The organism is Oligosphaera ethanolica (assembly GCF_030814695.1).
Lineage (GTDB): Bacteria > Verrucomicrobiota > Lentisphaeria > Oligosphaerales > Oligosphaeraceae > Oligosphaera > Oligosphaera ethanolica.
The window spans coordinates 4,179,991-4,201,713 of the sequence record NZ_JAUSVL010000001.1 but is presented as its reverse complement, the minus strand read 5'-3'; the positions used below and the strand labels follow the sequence as shown (position 1 = coordinate 4,201,713).

Sequence of the window (21,723 nt, the reverse complement as noted above, 5' to 3'; positions counted from 1 at the left end):
CTGGCTCAACTATCGTCAGCAAACGGCTGGTAGCAATGAGTGATGGATTAGAAAAGCATAGCGTTTATGCGTTTTACGCAATAATAATCACATCGCCTCTGCCATAATGCTATAAAAATCACAAGCGGCCTGCTTTCTCATGCCTTATTCCCGCAGCACCTCCGGCTACCAAAGCTCACATGCAGACATAAGTCTGTAGTTGCAAAACGACCTCGGCGCCGTTTCTGCCGCGCAAAGCATCGTTGCTGTCCACCCTGTCCACCCTGTCCACCCTGTCCACCCTGTCCACCCTGTCCACCCTGTCCACCCTGTCCACCCTGTCCACCCTGTCCACCCGCCATCCCCACACATTTTCCTTGGTCGGGCCTGTCAGGCGGCAAAAGCTGGCTATATTTCTCCTGCCGATCACGATCAGTTCCCCTCCTCACCCGTGTGCGCCCTGCACCCCCGCGCCCTCTCCACCTCCTCCCAGGACTCCCGCCATGAAAATCACCCGCATTGAACCGCTGCTTGTCGGCGCCCCCACGCCGGGTTGCGGCCTACTGTCCAACCGCAACTACTTCTTCATCATCGTCCACACCGACGAAGGCATTTGCGGCCTGGGCGAAGCCACATTGGAAAGCCACGACGACTCCATCCTCGGCTGCCTCAGCGACCTAAACGACATCGTTGTCGGCAAAGATCCCACTCGCATCGCCAACCTCATGCAGGCGCTTATCCGCCAACGCTTCTGGAAAGGCGGCGTCGTCAAGGCCTCAGCCATTTCGGGCATTGAACTGGCCTGTTGGGACATCATCGGCAAAGCCGCCAACAAGCCCGTCTACGAGCTGCTCGGCGGTGCCTGCCGCGATCGCATCCGCGTCTACGCCAATGGCTGGTCCGGCGGCGCCACCGACCCGGCAGTCATCAAAGACAAGGCCGCCGAGGCCCTCGCCTACGGCTATCAGGCATTCAAATTCAGCCTCGCGGTACCGACTTGGCCCATTCGCGACAGCGGCGTCGTCCGCCAGATTCGTCGCGCGGCCGAGACCATCCGCAACGCCGTTGGTCCTGATGCACCCCTGCTTTTTGACGGCCATGGCCGCTATGACACCCAACTGGCCATCCAGGTCGGCCAGGCCCTCGAAGACCTCAATCTCATGTTCTACGAAGAACCCGTCCAACCTGAAAACGAAGAGGGCATGGCCCTGGTCGCTCAGCGCGTCAACATCCCCATTGCCGCCGGTGAACGCCTTACCCGCCTGCAGGAATTTCGCCGCCTGCTGGAGAAGCGCGCCATCTGCATCGCTCAGCCCGACTTGGCGCATTGCCACGGCCTCCTCGAAGGCCTCAAAATCGCCCATTTGGCCGAGGCCTTTGACGGCTTCGTCGCCCCGCACTGCCCCATGAGTCCCGTCATCACCGCCATCTCGCTGCATCTGGACGCCGTCGCCCCGAACTTCCTCATCCAGGAGCGGCTCTTCCTCAACGACTGGCGCAACGAGGTCATCACCACGCCGCTGCAGGTCAAAGACGGCTACCTCGATCTGCCCAAAGGCCCCGGCTGGGGCATCGAGCTCGATCTGGACCTTTGCCGCCAGCACCCCCGTATCGTCGCCGGCACGCCGACCCTCCATCGCCCCGACGGCGCCATCTGCGACTGGTAGTCACAGCACACTCAGGGGGGCTGTTGCATGACACGGGACGCAAAACACGAAAATCCGGCGTTCCTCCAGGAACAGATCATCACCTATATCGGCAATAAACGCCTGCTCCTGGCACACATCGGCCAAGCCGTCGCCATGGTGAAGAAACGCCTGGGCAAAAAGCGCCTGAGCTGCCTGGACCTCTTCTCCGGCAGCGGCGTGGTCGCCCGCTATTTCAAGCAGCACGCCGAATTCCTCGTCGCCAACGACCTCGAGCCCTTCTGCAGCGTTATCAACCGCTGCTACCTGGCCAACAATGAGGTCGTTGACCGCCTCCGCCTCCGCCAGCATTTCGCCACCCTGCAACGCCAACTCGCCGCCGGGCCCCGCCCGGGCTTCATCAGCGAGCTCTACGCACCTGCTGACGATCAGCGCATCCAGCCCGGCGAACGCGTCTTCTATACCCGCCAGAATGCACTCTTCCTCGACAGCGCCCGCCAAGCCATCGCAACCTTGCCAGACGAGGTCCAGCCATTCTTTCTCGCGCCGCTTCTGGCCGCGGCGTCCATCCACACCAACACCGCAGGCATCTTCAAGGGCTTCTACAAAAATGCCGACGGCACCGGCCAGTTCGGCGGTCGTCGCCACAACGCCCTGGGGCGCATCCTCAAGAATATGTCGTTGCAGTTTCCGCTCTTCTCAAATTTCTGCAACGACAGCTGCGTCACCCGCCTGGACGCCACGACCTTCTTCCCCTGCCCGCAGCTGCCCGAATTCGACCTGGCCTACCTCGATCCGCCCTACAACCAGCATCCCTACGGGTCGAATTACTTCATGCTCAATCTGCTTTGCGACTACCAACGGCCGCAGAACCTCAGCGCCATCTCGGGCATACCCGACAACTGGCAGCGCAGCCCCTTCAACCTGCACCGACGCGCCAAAGGCGCCCTCTTCGACCTCATCCGCTCCTGCCAGGCCAAATTCATCCTCCTGTCCTATAACTCCGAGGGATTCATCCCCCACCGGGAATTCCTCGCCGAAATCCGCCGCCACGGCCGCGTCACCCTCCTCAAAATCCCCTACAACACCTACCGCGGCAGCCGCAATCTCCGCCAACGCGCCATTCACGTCACCGAATTCCTCTACCTCGTCGAAAAACAGTGACCGCCGCCTGGAACTTGCGCGACGGGAGTAGCAAGGCCACCGAGCACCCGGGCGGGACGGCATCTGTCGCGACACCTGTCCAGGTCGGGCTTAGATAGTCCCTTCGGTGCTAGGGGCGATGCTGTCCCCAAAATCACAGTGATGCCAGCAGAAAACACAGCATACAGATGGCCAAGAGCAAACACAAGGCCGCAAATCCCACCTGCGTCCGCACGCGCTTCTGTTCTTCCGTCAAGACTTGCTGTGGTTTTGTCTTGGTCGTATTCTCAATGGTGACATGCAGAATCCGGCTGTCACCCAAGTCAATATCATACTGCTTGTTCTCCTTCAGGGAGATTGTTTCGGGAGCGTCATTCTTGCGCGGGGAAAGAAATGCGAATACCGGCGCCTGGTCACTCATGGCAGTCACCTCCAACGCAATGTCATAGCTCATCAAACTAGTTGTGAACACCCTGTCTCAGTATTGTCGGCCTTCATGCGGAACCTCTGCTTGCCCGAGCCAAAAGCCCCTACCGCGCTTCTTGCCGCAGTTCGAGGACGATGCCGGCGTTAGGTGGCAGGCTGAGCGCGCCGTCGGCGAAAGTCGCCGAGCCGAGGTCGGCGTATGCGCCCTGCACCGTCCAGCCATCGGCTACCACCACGGCCTCGCTGATAGGCGCGGCGGAGTTATTGACCAGGACGCAAGCGCAACGGCCGTCAGCGAACGGATGTTCGGTGATAACCAGCATCGGGTTGCTGCTGGCAACCAGGCGCTGCTTGGGCAAAATCGCGGCATAAATTTTCCAGGCATCGCCAGCGAAAAGCCCCGTGCGTTCGATGCAGGTCCGTTCCAGGGGGAACGCCAGCGTCAGGATGCGTCCCAAGCCGTATTGCGCCTCGAAGAAGATGGGCATGCCATCGGCGTCATTGCCGAGGGTTTTCGCGCTGGTCACCTCGAAGTCGTATCTGACCTTCACCGGCACGTCAACCGTGAAATCATTGAAGACCGCATGCAACGTGCTGTTGACTGCGCGCCGCGCCACCACGCCAGCGCCAGTGACATCCTCCAGATGCGACAGATAGGTGTCCTCGAGAGCCATGTACAGGGTTGCGCCGGCGCGAACACGCGCCAAGAGCGCCTCCCACTGCGCGGTGCTCAGGAAGGCCCGTCCCTTCGCCGAAGGCAAGAAGTAGCACGGCGCATCCGGGAAAGGCCTGGTCGGCGAGCAGAACTGCAGATTGATGCCGGCCTGCCGGGCGAGAATCATCGCGCCGTGGGCGACTTCCTGGTCGCTGACAATGCACACGGCGTCAGGCCGAACTTTGGGCAACGGCCCGAAGGGCAGCTGGTCGATGAAATCACGGAACGTCTTCATGGTCTGAGCAATGGGCATGACCTCGCGATCGCCAGTGAGAATGCCGTGCTCCAGACCAGGCTCATTCCAGCCGTAGGGCGCCATGTCAAAGCGGTCCTGATCAAACGCACACCACCAGAGCAGCCCGCGACAGTCGTTGGCCCAGAGATTCCACAGCATGGCGCGAACGACCTGCCCGAGGACCTTCTTGGTCACCGCGATGGGGCGCCACAGACCCGTTTCTTCAACAAAACTCGGTTTGCCGCCGATGTCCTCGCAGACACGATTCTGCGCCACGCAGAACATCAGATTACGGATGTGCGTGAACTCCTCGTAGGACGCGCTGCCCCAAATGCCGTAAGGGTGCACCGACAGAATGTCCGACAACTCCGCATGGTCTTCAAGCAGCCAGCGGCGATTGGGACCGTCGACGATTTCCAGGCCGCTGACGCCAATGATTGGCCGGCTCTGGTCGGCAAGACGAATCGTGCTATGGATGTAGTGGATCCAGCTCCAAGCAGCATCGCGGCTGGACGCCTGCGAGATGAAATTGCTTTCATTGCCCGACTCCCAAGCCCAGATCGCCGGATGATGCTTCATGCGCGCAACGAAGTATTGCAGAAATTTGGCCTCCCAGCGCAAGGCGCGCGGGTGCGTGAAGAGATCAATGCCCTCCAGAGCGCGAGGAATGAAGAGCCCGAAGGTCATGTGGCCGGTCAGTAGCGCGACGACAAGCTTCAGATGGTACTTTTCAGCAAGATCGGCGAAGATCTCAAAGCGCTCCATCATCTCCTCGCTCATGCCACACTGACCGGCGGGAGTCTCCGGCAGGCGCTGGTCGCCCAAGCGGATTTCCTTGGCGGTGCCGCCCGGCGCGCCCGCCGAGCAGTAGAGCCGGATGGGCTGGAAGTCGTCCCAACGTGGAAAGACCCGCAGAACCTCCACGCCCTGCGCGGCCAACGCCGCAAAGTCCTTTTCAATGTCGGCGGCGTCCCATTTCGACCACATGTCCATCGCGGTCTGCGATGCCCAGTAATTCACGCCAAGAACAAAACGACCGGATTCCAACATGATCATAACCTCATCATTTTCAGGGTGTGCAGCTTGACAGTGCGCGCGACTTGGCCACCGCGACCAATACGCCAGGCGCTCAGTGACAGTCGGGTGGCAGAATAAACAGCAAGCGACCAGAGCCGGACAAGTCGCCCGTCGTAGCCGCATAGGGAATCATAAAACTCTCGCCGGGCATGAAGCTCTCGCCACCCATGGTGACGCACCCATCGACGACGATGCCGATGCGGAAGCAGCGCTCGCTGGCGAGGTCCAGCTGCCAGCTGCCCGCCAGTGTCAATTCCTGCGCGGCGAAGTAGCCGCAGCTGGCACGGGGAATGAGCGTGCGCAGCGTGCTCGCGCCCTGCGTAGCCACCAGCGCCGGCTGTGGGCAGCAGCGCTGCCGCAGTGCCGCTGCGCTGTACGCGGTATAATCGAACAGCGACATGGCGGTCGCGCCGTCCAAGCCGGCGTAGCGCTTGGCGTCGTCGAGGATGCGCCCACAGCAATTCCGCTCGGGCACGATGACCAGATCGCTGGGCTCCATGACCTCCACCATGGTCACGCCGGAACCGATGGCATGCGGCAAACCGCCATAGATCACCACCACGTCGCCCGGCTTCACCAGTAACTTATGGAGCATGCCCAGGCCCTCGCAATACTCGCCGGCCAGGGACTCCTGGACAAAACGCTCGCGGTCGAGCTGCTCGTTGAAGCCCACCAGCAAGTAGGGCTCCTCGCCATTGATCACCCGCGTCGCCAACACGATCCACGCCTCGGTCTTGCCGAAAGAGCTGTTGAAATACTTGGCCGCGTCGGCTCTGGTGGGATGGACCTGCAACGGCAGGCGCTCGGCAGCATCAAGCAACTTGGTCAGCACCGCCGGCGTCTCGCCATAGCGCTGGAGATGCTCGGGCCCAAGGAGCTCCTCGCCACGGCGATGCAGCAAGGCGGGAAAATCCCACTGCGTCCCATCTACCAACGCTTTGCTGATGCCGTGCCCGATGGAGTGAAATTCGCGGCCATTGCCGTCAATGCAGGACGCTATCCAGTCCTCGGGGTAACGGCTGTCCACCGGCTCAGCCAGACCACGCAGACGATCAATACCGCTGCCGCCATGATAGAGGCGTTGCACGCGGTTGGGCAAAAATTTGACTACGGATATCATGTGAAGACCGCCTTCCTAAAGTGTCAGCAAGAATTCCCGGGGACCGACAGGACGCGAAGGAGAGCGCAAAAGTGCCTTAAATCTACCAGCGGAGCATCATTTTACCACCATGCAACACGGGGATAACTCCTTCGACTGCCATCGACTGCTATCGACTGCCATCGACTGCCATCGACTGCCATCGACTGCTATCGACTGCCATCGACTGCTATCGACTGCCATCGACTGCTATCGACTGCCATCGACTGCTATCGACTGCCATCGAATGTCATCGACTGCTATCGACTGCTATCGACTGCTATCGACTGCTATCGACTGCCATCGACTGCCATCGACTGCCATCGACTGCCATCGACTGCTATCGACTGCTATCGACTGCTATCGACTGCTATCGACTGCCATCGACCAGGGCGGACACGCAGGTCCGCCCCTACAAAAATCGACTGCTCCCGACTGCTGCGATACCGTGAAAACTGCTTGCAGCACGCCCAATTCGGCGCTACCTTCTTTGTCCTCACCAGCCCATACCGGCCAGCCGGTAACCCGAGGTACCCGCGCACACCGCACCCTTGCGCCAATGCAACCATTCATCCCGGAGTTCGCACTATGAGCCATCGCCACATATCGTGCCACCTTGCCACCGCCATCATCCTGTTGGGAGGTACCGCCGCCATGAAAGCCCAGGAGCAACCCGCCGCGATCGAACTCGTCAGTGACAGCATGATCGTCACCATCCAGCCCGCCACCGGCGCCTGGTCCCTGACCGACCGCCGCTCCGGCGGCAGCTGGCCATCGACCGGCACGGCGGCCATCGGCTCGGCAACGGCGTTCGCCGGCGGCTTCTCGCAAAGCGTCCTCGCGCACGACGCGCAAGGCCGCCTCAGCGGCGTCACCCTGAGCAAGAAAAATGGCGTCAGCGCCGGCATTACGCTGGTCGACGGCGGCCGCACGGCTGTCTTCTCCTACGACGGCGACGAGCTCAAAAGCGGCTTCCGTATCTTCGGCGACGCCCTGCAGATCAGCGATACCGACACCGGCTGCGTCGTCGTCCCCTGCCGCGAAGGCCTACTCTTCCCTGCCGACAGTGGCGTGAGTTTCAAGCGGACCTTTGGGACTTCAGACTACGAAGGCTGCCACATGAATATGATGGGCTTCGTCAAAAAAGGCTCGGCGCTGATCATGGACTGGGATGACGCCTATGTCTTCCCCGAGCTGCAATCCACCCAGCCACAAACAGGCGAGGTCAAACAGCGTCTCAACTGTGACGTGGTCATGCGCAACAGCGCGCGCAGTATCCGCCTCACCCCGCTGGGCAACGGCGACTGGAACAGCATCGCGGAAAACTACCGCCGCATCGCCGAACACAAAGGCCTCGCCGTCACTATGGGCGAAAAGGCCCGCCGCAATCCCCACGCCGCACTCCTCGGCGGCGCCGCCAATGTCAAGCTCTGGACCTGCCTCGCCAGACGCATGAACGAAAACAGTACCGCAGAAGAATCCGTCAAGGTCCGCTGGTCTTTCGATGAAGCCGCGCAAATCGCCGAACATATCCGCAATGACCTGCAGATCGAAAAATGCCTCTTCATCATCGGCGGCTGGACGGAAGGCGGCTACGACTGCCGCCATCCCGACGCCCTGCCCGCCAACCCCGAATGCGGCGGCAACGCCGCCCTGGCCGACGCCGTCAGCCGCATCCAGTCTCTCGGCTACGTCGCCGCCTTCCATGACAACTACCAGGACATGTACGCCGACGCCCCCAGCTGGAACCCGGCCATGCTGGAAAAGGACGCCGCCGGCAATGTCATCAAAGGCGGCCGCTGGCTTGGCGGACGGGCCTACATGGTCTGCGCCCCCAAGCAGGTCGAGCTGGCCGCACGGCCGCAGAATCTCCCCGCCGTGCAAAAGCTCTTCGGGCCATGGTGCTACTTCATCGACACCACCTACGCTGTCGGCCCCCGCGAATGCAAGGACCCGGCACATCCCCTCGACCGCAACAGCGATATCGCCTGGAAACAAAAACTGAGCGATTTCTCTCGCGAGACCTTCGGCCTCTTCGGCAGCGAATGCGGCCGGGAATGGGCCCTGCCACACAGCGACTGGTTCGAAGGCCTCGTCGGTGTCTCGGGACGCTATTTTCACAATCTCGTGCCCGAAAAACTTGGCGCAGAGGTCATTCCCTTCTGGGAAATGGTCTATCACGACTGCCAGATCGCCCACGGTAAATATGGCTACTCGGCCGACATGGCCGCCGAGTACGTCGCCCACCACGCCCTCTGCGCCCGCACCCTCCACTACCACAGCATGCCCGACCACCTCTACTGGAAAGCCGAACACCAAGCACGCACCATTGATTTTGTTCCCAGCGTGGACCAGTTCAAAGCCGACGGCGACCGGGCCTTCACCATCTCCTACTCCTGGCAGGCCGACGGCAGCGATGCCAACAACTGGCGCGCATTCGTCCATTTCGTCGCAGGCCCAAATATCCTCTTCCAAAACGACCACGAGCTGTCCCCGGCGACCTCGACTTGGCAACCGGGCCAGGTAATCAAGGCCGGCCCCTTCCGCGTCGAGATACCCGAAAGCGTCAAGGCCGATAGCGTCAAGGTGTATGCCGGTCTCTTTAGTCTCAAGGATGTCTCCGCTCGCGCCAAACTGAGCAAGAGTGACAGCCAAAACCGCGTCCTCCTCGGCACCCTCGCCCTCAAGCCCGAACTGGCTTTCACCCCGGGCGATGTGGACAAGGACCTATGCCACGCCACCTACACCCGCAGCGACAAGGGCTGGGCCGACGGCATGCACGCCATGGACGTCTTCATCAAAAATACCCAGGAGCTGCTCGGACCACTCAATGAGGCCACCACCCACCTGCGCCTCACTAAATTCGAGTACCTCAGCCCGGATCGCCTGCTCAAACGCGCCGTCTACGGCACGGGCGACGCGCAAGTCACGGTCGTCGTCAATACCAGCAAGCAAAACCAGACCGTCGCCTCGCTCTACGGCGGCGACGTCGTCCTGCCCACCTGGGGCGTCCTTGTCGAAGCGCCGCGCTTCACTGGCTTCTACGCCAGCCGCTGGGGCGGCCGCGACTATCCCGACCAGGCGCTGTTCTGCATCCACGCCGCCGATGGCCAGACCCTCACCAAGGCGCGGAAGTTGCGCATCTTTCACGGCTTCGGCGCGCCGGACATCAGCTGGCGCGGTCAAGCCCTGAATGTCCCCCGCGAGGCCGTCGTCGATCTCAAGTGACACCCCTGACGCCCCCTCGCCCACGCCCCCTCGCCCACGCCCCCTCTCGCCCTATCACCTTACCAGCAACCACGAGGTTCCCGCTATGCGTCTGAAACTCACCGCTCTGGCAGCCATGACTCTCATGGGCTGCGCACTCGCCGCCGAAAATCCCAGCATCGCCTACATCCAGCGGACCATGAAGCGCGCCGCAGAGTCCACGCAGGAAAATCCGGCAACGATCCGAGTGATGTTCTACGGCCAGTCCATCACCTGCCAGGCGTGGACGACACAGGTCGCCGACATGCTCGTAGCCCGCTTCCCCAACGCTCGCTTCCAGTTCATCAATCCGTCCATGGGCAGCTTTGAATCCAGCTGGCTGATTCACACGGCCGAACACGATCTGTACTACTACTACCCGGATCTGCTCATCTTCCACACCTACGGGCCGACCTCGCTTTACGAGGAAATTATCCGCCGCGTCAAACAGCGGACCACGACCGAAGTGGTCCTTTGGACCAGCCACTTCAGCTTCAACGGCGATAAAGTCACCGACATGACCCAGCGCGTCGCCGACATCAAACGCACCGCCGAGAGCTGCCAGACCGCGTTGGTCGATGTGCGCGCCAAATGGGCGCGGCACTGCGAAGCGAACAACTTCAGCGGCAAGGAACTGCTGCGCGATGCCATTCACCTCAACACCGACGGCGAAAAGCTCATGGCGCAATTCATCGGCGAAGAACTGGTCCGCGTCCCAGCCCTTGGCGACAATCCCAGTGCGGCAGGCACAGTGCAGACAATCACCCTGGCCGATCCAGCGGTGACGGTCAACGCCGCCGACCAGTCCCTCACCCTCCGCTTCAACGGCAATTATCTCAGCTGCGCGACCACGACCGGCGCCGCGCCAGTACCCGTCAAGCTCTTCCTGGACGGCCAGCCCGTCGAGGCAGTCCCCGAGCTCTGGCACATCACGCGCCCGAAAGGCTTCATCACCGAACGGCCGGCCATCATGAACGTGCAGAAGCGCGGCCTCCTCCAAGCTGAAGACTGGACCATGGCGTTCCTGCCGGATTGCTCGCCCGATGGCAAGCGCATCCACTTCTCCCTCAGCGGCTCCCTATCCGGCCCGCAGGGCGAAGGCTGGAGCGACCAGGACTTCACCTCCACCAATGGCACACTTTTCATGCCCGCAAATCTCTGGATCGGCAATTTCATGTTCCGCTACTTCGCCAAGCAACTGGAGCCGATATACCCGGAAAAATGCAGCATCAACTTCACGTCTTTCCCCGTCTTCCCAGCCACCATTCCCGCAGCCGATCAGCTGCGCATGACCTTGGCGCGCGTCCGCACTATGGACAGCGTGCAACTGCCCACGGTGCTGCTGCAGGGTATCGCCAACGGACCGCATGTGCTGCGCATGGTACCGCAAGACGGCCAGGCGCTGCCCATCAGCCACTTCAACGCCCACCAGCCACCCGCCACCTGGGGAAAAACCGCTACCGAGCAATAACACATTGAACAGATCACCAGCAACGCGACAAGGGCTTGTCACCCAAAGTGCCCCAATAACACGCCGGTGTGGCGACTTTTTGCGCGTCGTATATCAGCAGAAAAATAATCAGCTTATACTGCTGACGCTCAGCGCCTTGCGGATGTCGCAGAACGACATCCGCAAGGCGCTGAGCCGAAATGGGATAGGTGGGGGAGCGCGAGGGGGAGGAAAGGGGCGACGCCCCTTTCCTCCCCCTCGCAAAAGCCAACTATGCTTTCAGGCCGCGCTTACATGCTTTCGAGCGTGTTGATGGTCAGTGCCCGCAAGCCATCGGCGAGGATGACCCGCACGGTCTCGCTTAGCGCCAGCCGCGTCGTCCGCAGAGACGCATCGTCAGCATTGAGCACCGGGCAGTTGCGGTAGAAACCGCTAAAGTCCTTGGCTAAATCCAGCAAGTAGCCAGCGAGGGCCGAGCTGTCCAGGTCCCGCGCGGCTTTCTGCAGCAGCTCCGGATAGAGCGCGCAACGCAGCGCCAGCATCCGTTCGGCGGGCTCCTTGAGCAGGGCCCAGTCCAGCGCGCCGGCGGTGACATCGCTGGCCGCGGCAGCCTTGCGCAGCATTGAGCAGATGCGCGCGTATGCGTACAGGACGTACGGCCCGGTGTCGCCCTCGAATTTGATCGACGCCTGCGGATCAAACATGATCGTCGTCTTGGGATTGACCTTCAACAGCATGAATTTGAGCGCGGCCATGCTGATGACTCGGGCGCGCTCATCGAGATTCTCCGGGAGGTCATCGCCAGCCTTTTCGACCGTGGCATCGCGAGCCAGCGTTTCCATTTCATCAAACAGCTCGTCGGCATCCACGACGGTACCTTCGCGACTTTTCATCTTGCCGCTGGGCAGATTAACCATACCGTAAGCCATGTGCGTCAGCTGGTCGGCCCAGCTGTAGCCGAGGGCCTTGAGAATCGCAAAAAGCACCTTGAAATGGCGTATCTGCTCGTCGCCAACAACCCATATCTGCTGGTCAGGCTGGAAGTCATTCTGCTTGAGCATGGTCGTACCAATGTCCTGAGTGACATAGACGCTGGTGCCGTCGCTGCGCAACACGACTTTCGTGCCCAGCGACGGGTCGTCAAACTCAATGATGACCGCGCCGTCATCGCGTTTCTTGAACACGCCGCGTTCCAAGCCGTCGCGAATAATGTCCTTACCGAGCATGTAGGTCTGGCTTTCCAGATAGGTGCGCTCGAATTCCACGCCCATGCGCCGGTAAGTGACCGCAAAGCCGTCAAAAACCCACTGGTTCATGGTCTCCCACAACGCGCGTACCGCCGGGTCATTCTGCTCCCAGGCGCGGAGCATCTCCTGCGCAGCCATGCCGATCTCGGTTTCCAGGAAGAGCTCCTCGTCGGTCTTGTCCGCCAACGCCGGCTTGTCCAGGCGCAGCGCCGCCAGCTGCTTGCGCAGTTCTTTATCATAGGCGACATAGAAATCGCCAACCAGATGGTCGCCTTTTTTGCCACTGCTGGCCGGCGTGACGCCCGCGCCAAAACGCTGATAGGCCAGCATGGACTTGCAGATGTGAATGCCACGGTCGTTGACCAAATTTACCCGCACCACGTCGTGGCCAGCACGCTCCAGGATCGACGCCGTCGCCATCCCCACCGTGTTGTTCCGCACATGCCCAAGATGCTGCGGCTTGTTGGTGTTCGGCGCCGAAAACTCGATCAATACGCGCCGGCGCTCCACTGCGGGCAACGCCACCGCCGCCAGCAATGCGTCGCGATCGGCAACGGTGTCGCGCATCAGCGCCGCCGGCCGCAGGGTGATATTCACAAAAGCCTTCACCGCCGACACGGCCTCAATATCGCTATGACTAGCCAACTGCGCGCACAGCGCCGCCGCCAGCTCCATGGGATTGCGGCGCAGGGCCTTCGCCAACGGAAAACAATTCACCGTGATGTCGCCCGTGAACTGCGGCGGACAAAGCTCCACCGGGATCTCCGGCACACTCACGCCGTACTGGCTCTGCAAAAAATCACTCAGGTCGGCAAAAAAGGCAAATTTCATGGTCATAGTCCGTCACGTTGGCTGAAAACACAGGTAGAGATGAATATTACTGCCGTCACAGTGCCCTAGCACGAGGCGAATGTCGTTAACCCGCGCAACCCGGCGCGAGAAACGCGCCGCCTGCCGTAGGCCCGCGTCATTCCGCGCGGATGGCCGCGCTATTGCCGTGCGCATCCAGGCCTTCGCACAGCGCGAACTGCCGGATGTGCGGTAACTCGGCCAACAATGCCGCCCGGTCGTAACGGACCAGACTCATGCGACGGAAAAAATGCTCGACCGTCAGGCCGCTGAAATAACGCCCGGCGCCGCCCGTGGGCAACACGTGGCTCGGGCCGGCAACAAAATCGCCAACCGGCTCCGGCGTCCACGGACCCAAAAATATCGCCCCGGCGGCGGTAATCCGGCCCGCCAACGCCTCGGCATCGCGGGTCATCAGCTCCAAGTGCTCCGGAGCATAACGACTCGCCAATGCCGCCGCCGCCGCTAAATCCGCGACTTCGATCAGAAAAACGCCCTTGGCCAACACCGCTTCGACACAGGCCGCGCGCGACAACGTCGCGCTCTGGCGCTTCAACTCGGCGGCAACGGCCGGCAGCAGCGCGGCGTTAGTACTAAGCAACACGGCCTGCTCGCGGCCGGAGCCGTGCTCGGCCTGCGACAGCATATCCGCCGCGATATAACGCGCATCGGCGCTGTCGTCGGCAATGATCATGATTTCCGACGGCCCGGCGACCAAGTCCAACGCCACTTCGCCGTAAAGCTGGCGTTTGGCCGCCGTAACATAGGCATTGCCCGGCCCGACAATTTTTTCCACCTTGGGAATCGTCGCCGTGCCATAAGCCAGCGCCGCCACCGCATAGACGCCGCCGAGGCGATACACTTCCGTCGCCCCAGCGACCTTGCAGGCATAGAGCAACGCCGGATTGACGCGGCCGTCTTTCCCGGGCGGGGTCACCACGACGATGTCCTTCACGCCCGCCGCCGCCGCCAGCGCCACGGTGTGCACCACCGTCGAAATCAGCGGCGCCGTGCCGCCCGGCACGTAGCAGCCCACGCGGTCCATCGGCGCAAATTGCTCGCCGAGCATCACCCCCGCACGCGGTGAAAACTGCCAGGCCTTGGGCAGGCGCTCGCGAGAAAAGACCGTCACTTGCCGACAGGCCACGTCCACGGCGGCGCGGGTCGCGTCGTCAATCAGCCCGGCGGCGGCAGCAATCTCGTCCGCCGTCACCTGAAATTGCACCGGCGTCAACGTCACATGGTCAAAACGGCTGGCGTACTCGCTCAATGCGGCGTCGCCGCAGCTGCGCACCGCCGCCAAAATCTCGGCCACACTGCGGTCAATGTCCGCATCAAAGGCACTGCGGTTCATCAGCGGTGCCAGCTTGGCTTCGTAACCGCCGTCGGCGAGACGGATAATGTCCATGTTGGGTTCGTCCCTTCGCTCTACAGGAACAGCTCGCTGTCCTTGTTTACCAATTGCATACTGTCATCAACGCGCACAAAGCAGAAATACTCCGCGTCTTGGAGTAACTCCGTGCCGTCATTGGCCATAATATTTTTCAACGACACGCTGGGCAGCGTGAAGACCGCGCCGTGTTCGTTGTAGACGCTCACTTTGCCGCGATCAATACTCGCCCGCCCACGCAGGCACTGCAGCTGCACCCGCTCGGTCACCGGGTCGACCAACTTGACGAAAACCACGCAGAATTTGCGGCCTTCCAGGCGATTCAGAGGCACGGCCATGCTACGCTCCGTTCTTCCTTAGTGGCGACTTCAACACGCCATCCGGCGCGGGCAAAAATATAGCCCAACAACGCCGTCTCGCTTCCGCGGTCGATAGCATTGTTGGGCTTGTTAAGCGTAATCACTGTGTTGGTCGTCAGCTCAGCGCAGTTCGTTGTCAAGATCGCGATTTTGTTTCTCGCTGATGTTCTTGATTTTTGATGTCATGCTTTTCTTTGCTTGGATCTGCGTTGCTCCGATACCGTAGTTGATTACGCCGCTGATTTCACTCGATACGGTGCTGCCCGTGCTTGGTTGTGATTGCGTTTGCTCAGCTTGCGGTTGCGGTGCTTGTACCGCTGGCTGTGCAGGGGCGGTAACGGTGGTCTGCTCGGGTGCGGGTCTTTTTCGGCCCTTCTTGCTGCTGTCACCACCGACCAACACGTAGGCGATTATACCCAGCACGATCAGCAGAATCACTATCAGGGCTTTCATCGTCTACTCCCGTTACCGCTCTTTCTCACACCAGCCCGACCACAGTCATCATCACAACTGCACGGGCAACACCTGTTGTCTATATTATCGCCACTTTCCCTAGCCTTCACAAGGGCCGCGCGGCGTTAATTGCCAAAAAACTTCGCAGCCGGCGCGCTTATGCTGTTCTCGCTCAGTAACGCCGGCTGCGGCGGCGCTTGCTGATGGGGTAATTCCCACATCATCAAGCTGCATCTAATACGACAGCCGATAATGACGCCAGGTTCCAGATAAATTCAGTTTTTTTGCCAGCGCCCCAAAAAAACGTCCTCTGCGCTATGGACGCTATGGACGCTATGGACGCTATGGACGCTATGGACGCTATGGACGCTATGGACGCTTGAATTACCTGTCCATCCTGTCCATCCTGTCCATCCTGTCCATCCTGTCCATCCTGTCCATCCTGTCCATCCTGTCCATCCTGTCCATGAATATTGTCTGCAGCTTTTTCCAGCATGTGAGCGGGATAATGTGGCAATCGCGGCTGCGTCAAGTACATTGAGGGGTTTACTTGTCGCGCGTCTTCCCAAGCAGTCAAAAATCTCCTCTGCGCCTATGATTCTGCAGTTATCCCATGCGAGCTATCTCTTTGCCCTGTGGCTCTTTCTGCTCTTTCCATTGCTATATTACAGCCTGCACTGGCTCGCCTATCGCGATCCCGTCGCCGCTCGCCAGATGCACAAGGACGCGCGGGGCGTGCTGCGGCCGACTCCTGAGCGCGTGTATCGCATGCTGTTCTTGACACTGACGGTCACCCTGCCCATGATCAGCTGGCTGCTGGTCAATACGGGCGTGCACAGCTACTGGTCCTACGTCCGCGAACTTGCTGCACCGTATGATGACTACAGCGCCATGCCCCCGGAAGTCCGCGCCCTAAGCATTAACACCGCCGATGGCGCCCAAATGATCTTTGCCCTGCTGCTTGGCTGGGCCTACCTGCCCTTTTACTGCCTGCTATGCCTGCCGGCCTACCTCGCCGTCAAAAAGGCAGTGAGCATGTTTTGCCGTCATCACCAATCCACCACAACAATTGCCTAGCCCTCATCATCAGGAGAAGACCATGCGCGCATTTCTAACCGCCCTGCTTGTCGCCGCCGCCTGCAGCGCCGACATCCAATTCGGCAACGACGCCTATTCACTCAGCCTCCGCGAATCCGACGGCGCCATTCTCACCATCGTGGACAAAATCGACAACACCACCGCCACCGGCGGCAATTCACTCTGGCAGCTCAGCTTTGAAAATGACACCCTTGACACCCGCGCTTTCATGGCAGCGCCATGGAATGGCAAAATGCAGAGCCGCTGGAATGACAGCAAGGACCGCCTGACGCTGCAGTATCAATCCGAAGCCATCGCCCTGAACATCCACTTCGCCTTCGCGGCCAAGCATTTTGATGTCAGCGCCGAAGTCGTCCGCAACGACCGGCCCATCCTGCGCATCACCGTTCCTGCACAGATCAATTTTCCCACCCGGGACATGGTCAAAGTGGTCTTTCCCGAGCGCGGCGCCGAGGGGATGGGCTATGCCTTCCTGCCGGCTTTCTACGGCGATCACCGCAAGGGCGACAACCAGACCTTCATCCCTGCCGGCAGCGGCACCAAGGGCTACGAACAGCTCTTCGGCGGCCCCCTGAATCAGCTCGACGACAATCTGCCCATGGCGCCGTTGAGCATCACCGAAGAGGGCCGCAAATGGTACTCCGAAGACGCCATCGCCAACCTCGCCGGCAAGAAGATGACCGTCAACCGTGCCTCGGCTCCAGGCCAATACACGCTGTCGCTGCTGGAGAACGCCGACGGCCCGGCGCTGTGCGCCAACGATTTCGGCGGCAAAGGCCTGCTGTTCCGCATCGGTGCCAAAAACGCCGAAGGCAATGACCAGGGCCGAGGACTTTTCACCACCATCATGACCGCGACCATGCAGGGCTATGTCAGTCAGCATCCCGACGCTCTCCGTGGCAAGAAGGTCGCCATCATCGCCCTGCGCAACGGCCCCCCGAAAGGCGGCTGGACGCCCGTGGCGGTTGACGAATGGCAGCAGGCCATCGCCAACTCGTCCTTCTGGAGACTCGCCGGCGCCGAACTGGCCATCATCGAAAACGCCACGCAAATGCGCGCCGCCATGGCCGGCAACGACTTCGCCATGATCCTCAATCCCTATGGCGAGTGGTTCCCCAGTCATAGCGCCGAAGAGCTGATGGCCGACCTTGATCGGCTGCGCGACTACGTCCGCCGCGGCGGCCTCTGGTGGGAAGCCGGCGGCTATTCTTTCTACTATTTCCTGGAACCCAAGCCCTACCTCAGCTTCAGCGTGCAGTACCCCAGCGCCGTGGCCGACTTCGTCTTCGTGGACTATCGGCGCAGCGGCATCGCCCTCTTCGGCATCCAGCCCATGATGCGCAAGCCATGGGACCGCGAACGCGTGGCGGTGCCTTGCTCGCTGAGAACCGGGGGCGATCCCGCCGGCGCGGCGCTGAGCCACGGCTGGAATGACGCCATCGAGCCCGGCATGGCCTGGCAGTCGCCCATTTACCGCTGCCAGTTCGGCTTCGCGACGCCCCAGCCGGCTTTGGACGAATACGCCCGCGTCAATGAAATCGCCGGCTCGCTCGAAGCGAAGGTCCGCAATCCAGAACAGCTGGAGAAACTCAAGAACGCCGTGCTGGTGCGTATGGGCGGTGCCACCGCCGACATCCAAATCCAGACCATGGCCGACATCCCGGCGCCCAACATCATCCACTTCACTGAATATCTCCACGGTGGCTTTGACAAACAGTACCCCGACCACCTGCCGCCCAAGGCATGGTGGGGATCCCCCAAAGACCTCACGCGCTTCTACCGCGCCGGCCATGAACTCGGCCATCTGATGATGCCCTACACCAACACGTCTTGGTGGTGCATTGATCCCAAAGGGCCGACTTTTGAGCGCGAGGGCGAAGCGCCGCTGGCTTTCAATCGCGAAGGCAAACTCAGCCGCGAGCAATACGCCAGCAATGCCGGCTACGGCGTCTGTTTCTGGCACCCGGCCGTCCAGGCCATCCACCGCGAAGTCCGCCACGACATGAGTGTCACCTACCCCAGCGACATTATCCTCCAGGACCAGGTCGGCGCCCGTTCCTGGCGCTGGAACTACCACGCGCTCGAACCCCGCAAAGCCAGCGCCATGGACGGCATGCACTCGCTCTCCATGGAAGACGCCGAGCACGTGCCGCTGGCCACCGAAGACGGCCACGACCGCGTCGTCAATTTCGAAACCATGCTCTGCGGCTGCGCCTGGGGGACCATCCCCGCACGCGGCAAATATCGCACCCGCCACGCCAAATTCCGTTTCCCGCAAGACGAATGGCAGTTCTTCCCCACCCTCTCCTACCTCTCGCACCACCAATGTCTGTTCACCACCCACGACCTCGGGCATTTCATTGACGATCCCGATCAGCTTAGCTACGCACTGGCCTTCGGCTACAGCATGAGCTACCGCTGGTCACTCGGCTTCGAAAAAAATCCCGCCCGCAAACGCTGGCTGCATTGGCTTGATGCCATCCAGAAAACCGTCGCCGCCGACTACGCCGGCAAAAAACTCCTGGACTTCAGCTACCCGCGCTTCCAACTCGGCCTGGACCGGCCCCACCAAGTCACCTGCACGCGCTTCGCTGGCGACATCGTGGTCATCGCCAACCTCGAAGACGCGCCCTGCGAGCTGACGCCCATCCTGGCGGCCATTCCCCTGCCCGACAACGAAAAACGCTGGCTGGAAAAGCACACTCTGCCGCCCTACGGTTTCTACGTCAGCAGCCCCCGCGCCAAGGCGGCCTCCCTGCAGACCAACGATGGCAGCCAGTACGTGGGCTTCGCTCTCGCCTTCAAGAACCAGCGTCTCAACGGCGCCATCTTGGGCCGCGACCGCGACAGCCTCGCGGCCGCCTTGCCCGTAGCCTGGACCACCGGCGTGGACGAGCTGCTCAACGAAGACGACCGCCGCGACAAACTCGCCGTCCGCAACGACAGCAGCGCCACGACGCTGGCCTGGCAGGCCGAAGACCTGCCGTCACTGGCGACACTGCCCAAAATCGCCCCGGCGAAAAACGCCGCCACGCCGCGCCGCGTCGCGCTGCTGGCGCTAGATGGCGTCGGCAATGACGACTTCCGCAGCACGCTGGCGCGCTGGCAAGACGAACTGCCCGCGCAATTCGCCAAGAGCGGCCTGGAAGTCAGCGCCATCCGCACGATCGCCGATCTGCTCGCAGCGCTACAAGCCCCGGCGGAACAGCGGCCTTTTGCCATCATCAACACCAGCGGCGAGTTCTTTTTCGGCAAAGCCGACATGCCCTACAGCGCCATGCTTGACCTCATGCGCAACTACGTACAGACGGGCGGCATCTGGTGGCAGGCCGGCGGCGGCTACCCGCTCTACCACTTCACAGCGCAGCAAAGCGACGGTAGCTGGCAGACCAACGCGATCCACAGTAGCGGCGCCAATAGCCTCGGCTTCACCTGCGCCATGCTCCCCGTCAGCGATCTGCCACAGCCCCTCGCCCTCACCGACGCCGGCAAGCAGTGGCTGGACCCAGAACGGGCTGCCATCATCACCGCCGAAAACGCCGGCGTGCAACGGCCCATTCTCGGCAACGACTCGCCGCTGGTGCTGGTCAAGGCGCTTCTCGGCGAAGAGGGCTATCTCGAAGCCGTGCGCTGCGGCGGCACCGGCTTCTTCTTCCATCTCGGCGGCTTCAAACCGCCGTGGGGCAGTGCTATCAACAGCGTCGGCGCTACCATCGAGTACCTCTACCTCAACCCATGGCCAGAGCCAGCTGTCAGTAAGGCAATCAAAATCTGGCGCGTCGCACCCTGAACGGCAACCAGACTGATCCGACTGATCCGACTGATCCGACTGATCCGACTGATCCGACTGATCAAGTCGTCTGATCGGTCCGATCCGTCCGATCCGTCCGCGATAACCAGAAAGATGATCCGACTGATCCGACCGATCCGACTGATCAAGTCGTCCGATCAGTCCGATCGGTCCGATCCGTCCGATCCGTCCGCGATAAAAGACAGTAGATCCGTCCGATCCGTCCGATCCGTCCGCGATAAAAGACAGTAGATCGGTCCGATCCGTCCGCGATAACCAGAAAGATGATCCGACTGATCCGACCGATCCGACTGATCAAGTCGTCTGATCGGTCCGATCCGTCCGATCCGTCCGATCGGTCCGATCCGTCCGCGATAAAAGACAGTAGATCGGTCCGATCCACCAAACCCACCAGATTCGGCCCGGAGGGCCGCACCATGCATAATCCTGGGTGAGGTGCCCGAAGGGCGCCGCAACCCAGGGTGGACGAAGCCAAGAAAGCCAGCCCCCGGAGGGCGCCACCCCCACAAAACGTCCGAACGCCTACAGCACTCAGCAGTAGCCAAAGACGACCGATCAGACCGATCCGTCGGAGAGCATACCATCGCCGCGCCGCCCAGTGAAAAACGCCCTATCGTCCCGTGTTCCCCTGCTTGCTTGCCATGCCGCCCCCTGCCGGATGGCGGCGACCTCACCCCAGCACGTACAGCGCCAGGCCCGCCGCCACAGAGGCATTGAGTGAATTGATGCGGCCCTTTTGCGGAATGGCGACGACATATTCGGCGTTGTTGATGATGAACTGGCTGACGCCGGAGTCCTCGCCACCCACCACCAGCAGCAGCTTCGCCGGCGCAGCAGCGCGGACGTCCTCCAGCGAGACCTTGCCCGACCCGTCCAGGGCCGCAACGGCGTAACCGGCCTCCTGGGCAATTTTCATGTACTGGTTCGCTGAGCAATTCACGGCGATGCGCAGGTACTCGCAAGCGCCGGCGGAGGCCTTCGCCACCGAGGGCAAAATCAGCGGCGACCCGCGCCGCGGCAGCAGCACGTCGCCCCAGCCCAAGGCCTCGGCGGTACGCATGATGGCGCCGACATTGTGCGGGTCTTCGATAGAATCAAGCAGCACCAGCCGCGGCGACTCCAGCATGTCGGCAAAGGGCGTGTATTCGAACGCGCTGGCCTCCAGCACTACGCCCTGGTGTTCGCGCGTGCCGCAGAGTTCGAAGAGCGCGGCGCGGTCAACCCATGCCACCGGCTCCTGGCGGCTATCCAGAAACTGCGCCAGCTTACGCAAACGCGGGTTGTTGCCCCCATCCTTGTTCAGCCAGACGCGGGAAATCTGTCGCCGGCCGGCCCGCACCGCTTCAAAAACCGGATTGATGCCATAAATGCAATCTAAAGGCACTGCCATATCATTTCCTCGTTCTTTCTCACAAATCTCTCGTCGCTATCGCTCACCGTCGCTCACCGTCGCCACTGCCG

At 61.4% G+C, this 21,723-nt stretch carries 14 protein-coding genes; 6 read left to right on the top strand and 8 right to left on the bottom strand.

All coding sequences use genetic code 11. The annotated features are described in order from the left end of the window. Positions 1 to 482: 482 nt before the first annotated feature. Positions 483 to 1,646, top strand: a complete 1,164-nt coding sequence (locus J3R75_RS14680; RefSeq protein ID WP_307262967.1) for a mandelate racemase/muconate lactonizing enzyme family protein — start codon at positions 483 to 485, stop codon at positions 1,644 to 1,646. Between the two features lie 27 nt (positions 1,647 to 1,673). Next, on the top strand, positions 1,674 to 2,789 hold the full coding sequence (locus tag J3R75_RS14675) for a DNA adenine methylase (RefSeq protein WP_307262965.1): 1,116 nt from the start codon (positions 1,674 to 1,676) through the stop codon (positions 2,787 to 2,789). A gap of 133 nt (positions 2,790 to 2,922) precedes the next feature. On the opposite strand, the gene J3R75_RS14670 is transcribed toward J3R75_RS14675, so the two are convergent. The 3 genes from J3R75_RS14670 to J3R75_RS14660 all read right to left on the bottom strand — a co-directional run bounded on the left by J3R75_RS14670 (position 2,923) and on the right by J3R75_RS14660 (position 6,341). Continuing rightward, on the bottom strand, positions 2,923 to 3,189 hold the full coding sequence (locus J3R75_RS14670) for a hypothetical protein (RefSeq protein WP_307262962.1): 267 nt from the start codon (positions 3,187 to 3,189) through the stop codon (positions 2,923 to 2,925). A 109-nt stretch (positions 3,190 to 3,298) separates the two neighbouring features. Further along, positions 3,299 to 5,200: a glycoside hydrolase 5 family protein gene (locus J3R75_RS14665; RefSeq protein WP_307262959.1), complete on the bottom strand. Its 1,902-nt coding sequence runs from the start codon at positions 5,198 to 5,200 to the stop codon at positions 3,299 to 3,301. Between the two features lie 73 nt (positions 5,201 to 5,273). Continuing rightward, complete coding sequence (locus J3R75_RS14660) at positions 5,274 to 6,341, bottom strand: class I mannose-6-phosphate isomerase (RefSeq protein ID WP_307262956.1); 1,068 nt, start codon at positions 6,339 to 6,341, stop codon at positions 5,274 to 5,276. Positions 6,342 to 6,947: 606 nt separating this feature from the next. Here J3R75_RS14660 and J3R75_RS14655 point away from each other — a divergent pair. Then, complete coding sequence (locus J3R75_RS14655) at positions 6,948 to 9,587, top strand: DUF5696 domain-containing protein (RefSeq protein ID WP_307262953.1); 2,640 nt, start codon at positions 6,948 to 6,950, stop codon at positions 9,585 to 9,587. An 85-nt stretch (positions 9,588 to 9,672) separates the two neighbouring features. Beyond that, positions 9,673 to 11,076: an SGNH/GDSL hydrolase family protein gene (locus tag J3R75_RS14650; protein WP_307262951.1), complete on the top strand. Its 1,404-nt coding sequence runs from the start codon at positions 9,673 to 9,675 to the stop codon at positions 11,074 to 11,076. 269 nt (positions 11,077 to 11,345) lie between these two features. Here J3R75_RS14650 and argS read toward each other — a convergent pair whose 3' ends face one another. The 4 genes from argS to J3R75_RS14630 all read right to left on the bottom strand — a co-directional run bounded on the left by argS (position 11,346) and on the right by J3R75_RS14630 (position 15,353). Next, entirely contained in the window at positions 11,346 to 13,133 is a 1,788-nt protein-coding gene (gene argS, locus J3R75_RS14645; RefSeq protein ID WP_307262949.1) for an arginine--tRNA ligase, read from the bottom strand. 136 nt (positions 13,134 to 13,269) lie between these two features. After that, positions 13,270 to 14,559 (bottom strand): histidinol dehydrogenase, encoded by a 1,290-nt coding sequence (gene hisD / locus J3R75_RS14640; RefSeq protein ID WP_307262945.1) that lies wholly within the window; start codon positions 14,557 to 14,559, stop codon positions 13,270 to 13,272. Between the two features lie 20 nt (positions 14,560 to 14,579). Next, positions 14,580 to 14,879: a hypothetical protein gene (locus J3R75_RS14635; RefSeq protein WP_307262943.1), complete on the bottom strand. Its 300-nt coding sequence runs from the start codon at positions 14,877 to 14,879 to the stop codon at positions 14,580 to 14,582. Positions 14,880 to 15,020: 141 nt separating this feature from the next. Next, on the bottom strand, positions 15,021 to 15,353 hold the full coding sequence (locus J3R75_RS14630; RefSeq protein WP_307262940.1) for a flagellar basal body-associated FliL family protein: 333 nt from the start codon (positions 15,351 to 15,353) through the stop codon (positions 15,021 to 15,023). A 594-nt stretch (positions 15,354 to 15,947) separates the two neighbouring features. Between J3R75_RS14630 and J3R75_RS14625 the strand changes: the two genes are divergently transcribed. Next, positions 15,948 to 16,430: a hypothetical protein gene (locus J3R75_RS14625; protein ID WP_307262938.1), complete on the top strand. Its 483-nt coding sequence runs from the start codon at positions 15,948 to 15,950 to the stop codon at positions 16,428 to 16,430. 22 nt (positions 16,431 to 16,452) lie between these two features. Beyond that, a complete protein-coding gene (locus tag J3R75_RS14620) occupies positions 16,453 to 20,241 on the top strand; it encodes a hypothetical protein (protein ID WP_307262936.1) in 3,789 nt (1,262 codons plus the stop codon). Between the two features lie 691 nt (positions 20,242 to 20,932). Here J3R75_RS14620 and J3R75_RS14615 read toward each other — a convergent pair. Continuing rightward, the gene (locus tag J3R75_RS14615) at positions 20,933 to 21,652 is read right to left on the bottom strand and encodes a TrmH family RNA methyltransferase (RefSeq protein ID WP_307262934.1); all 720 of its coding nucleotides are present in this window, start codon (positions 21,650 to 21,652) and stop codon (positions 20,933 to 20,935) included. Positions 21,653 to 21,723 lie beyond the last annotated feature (71 nt).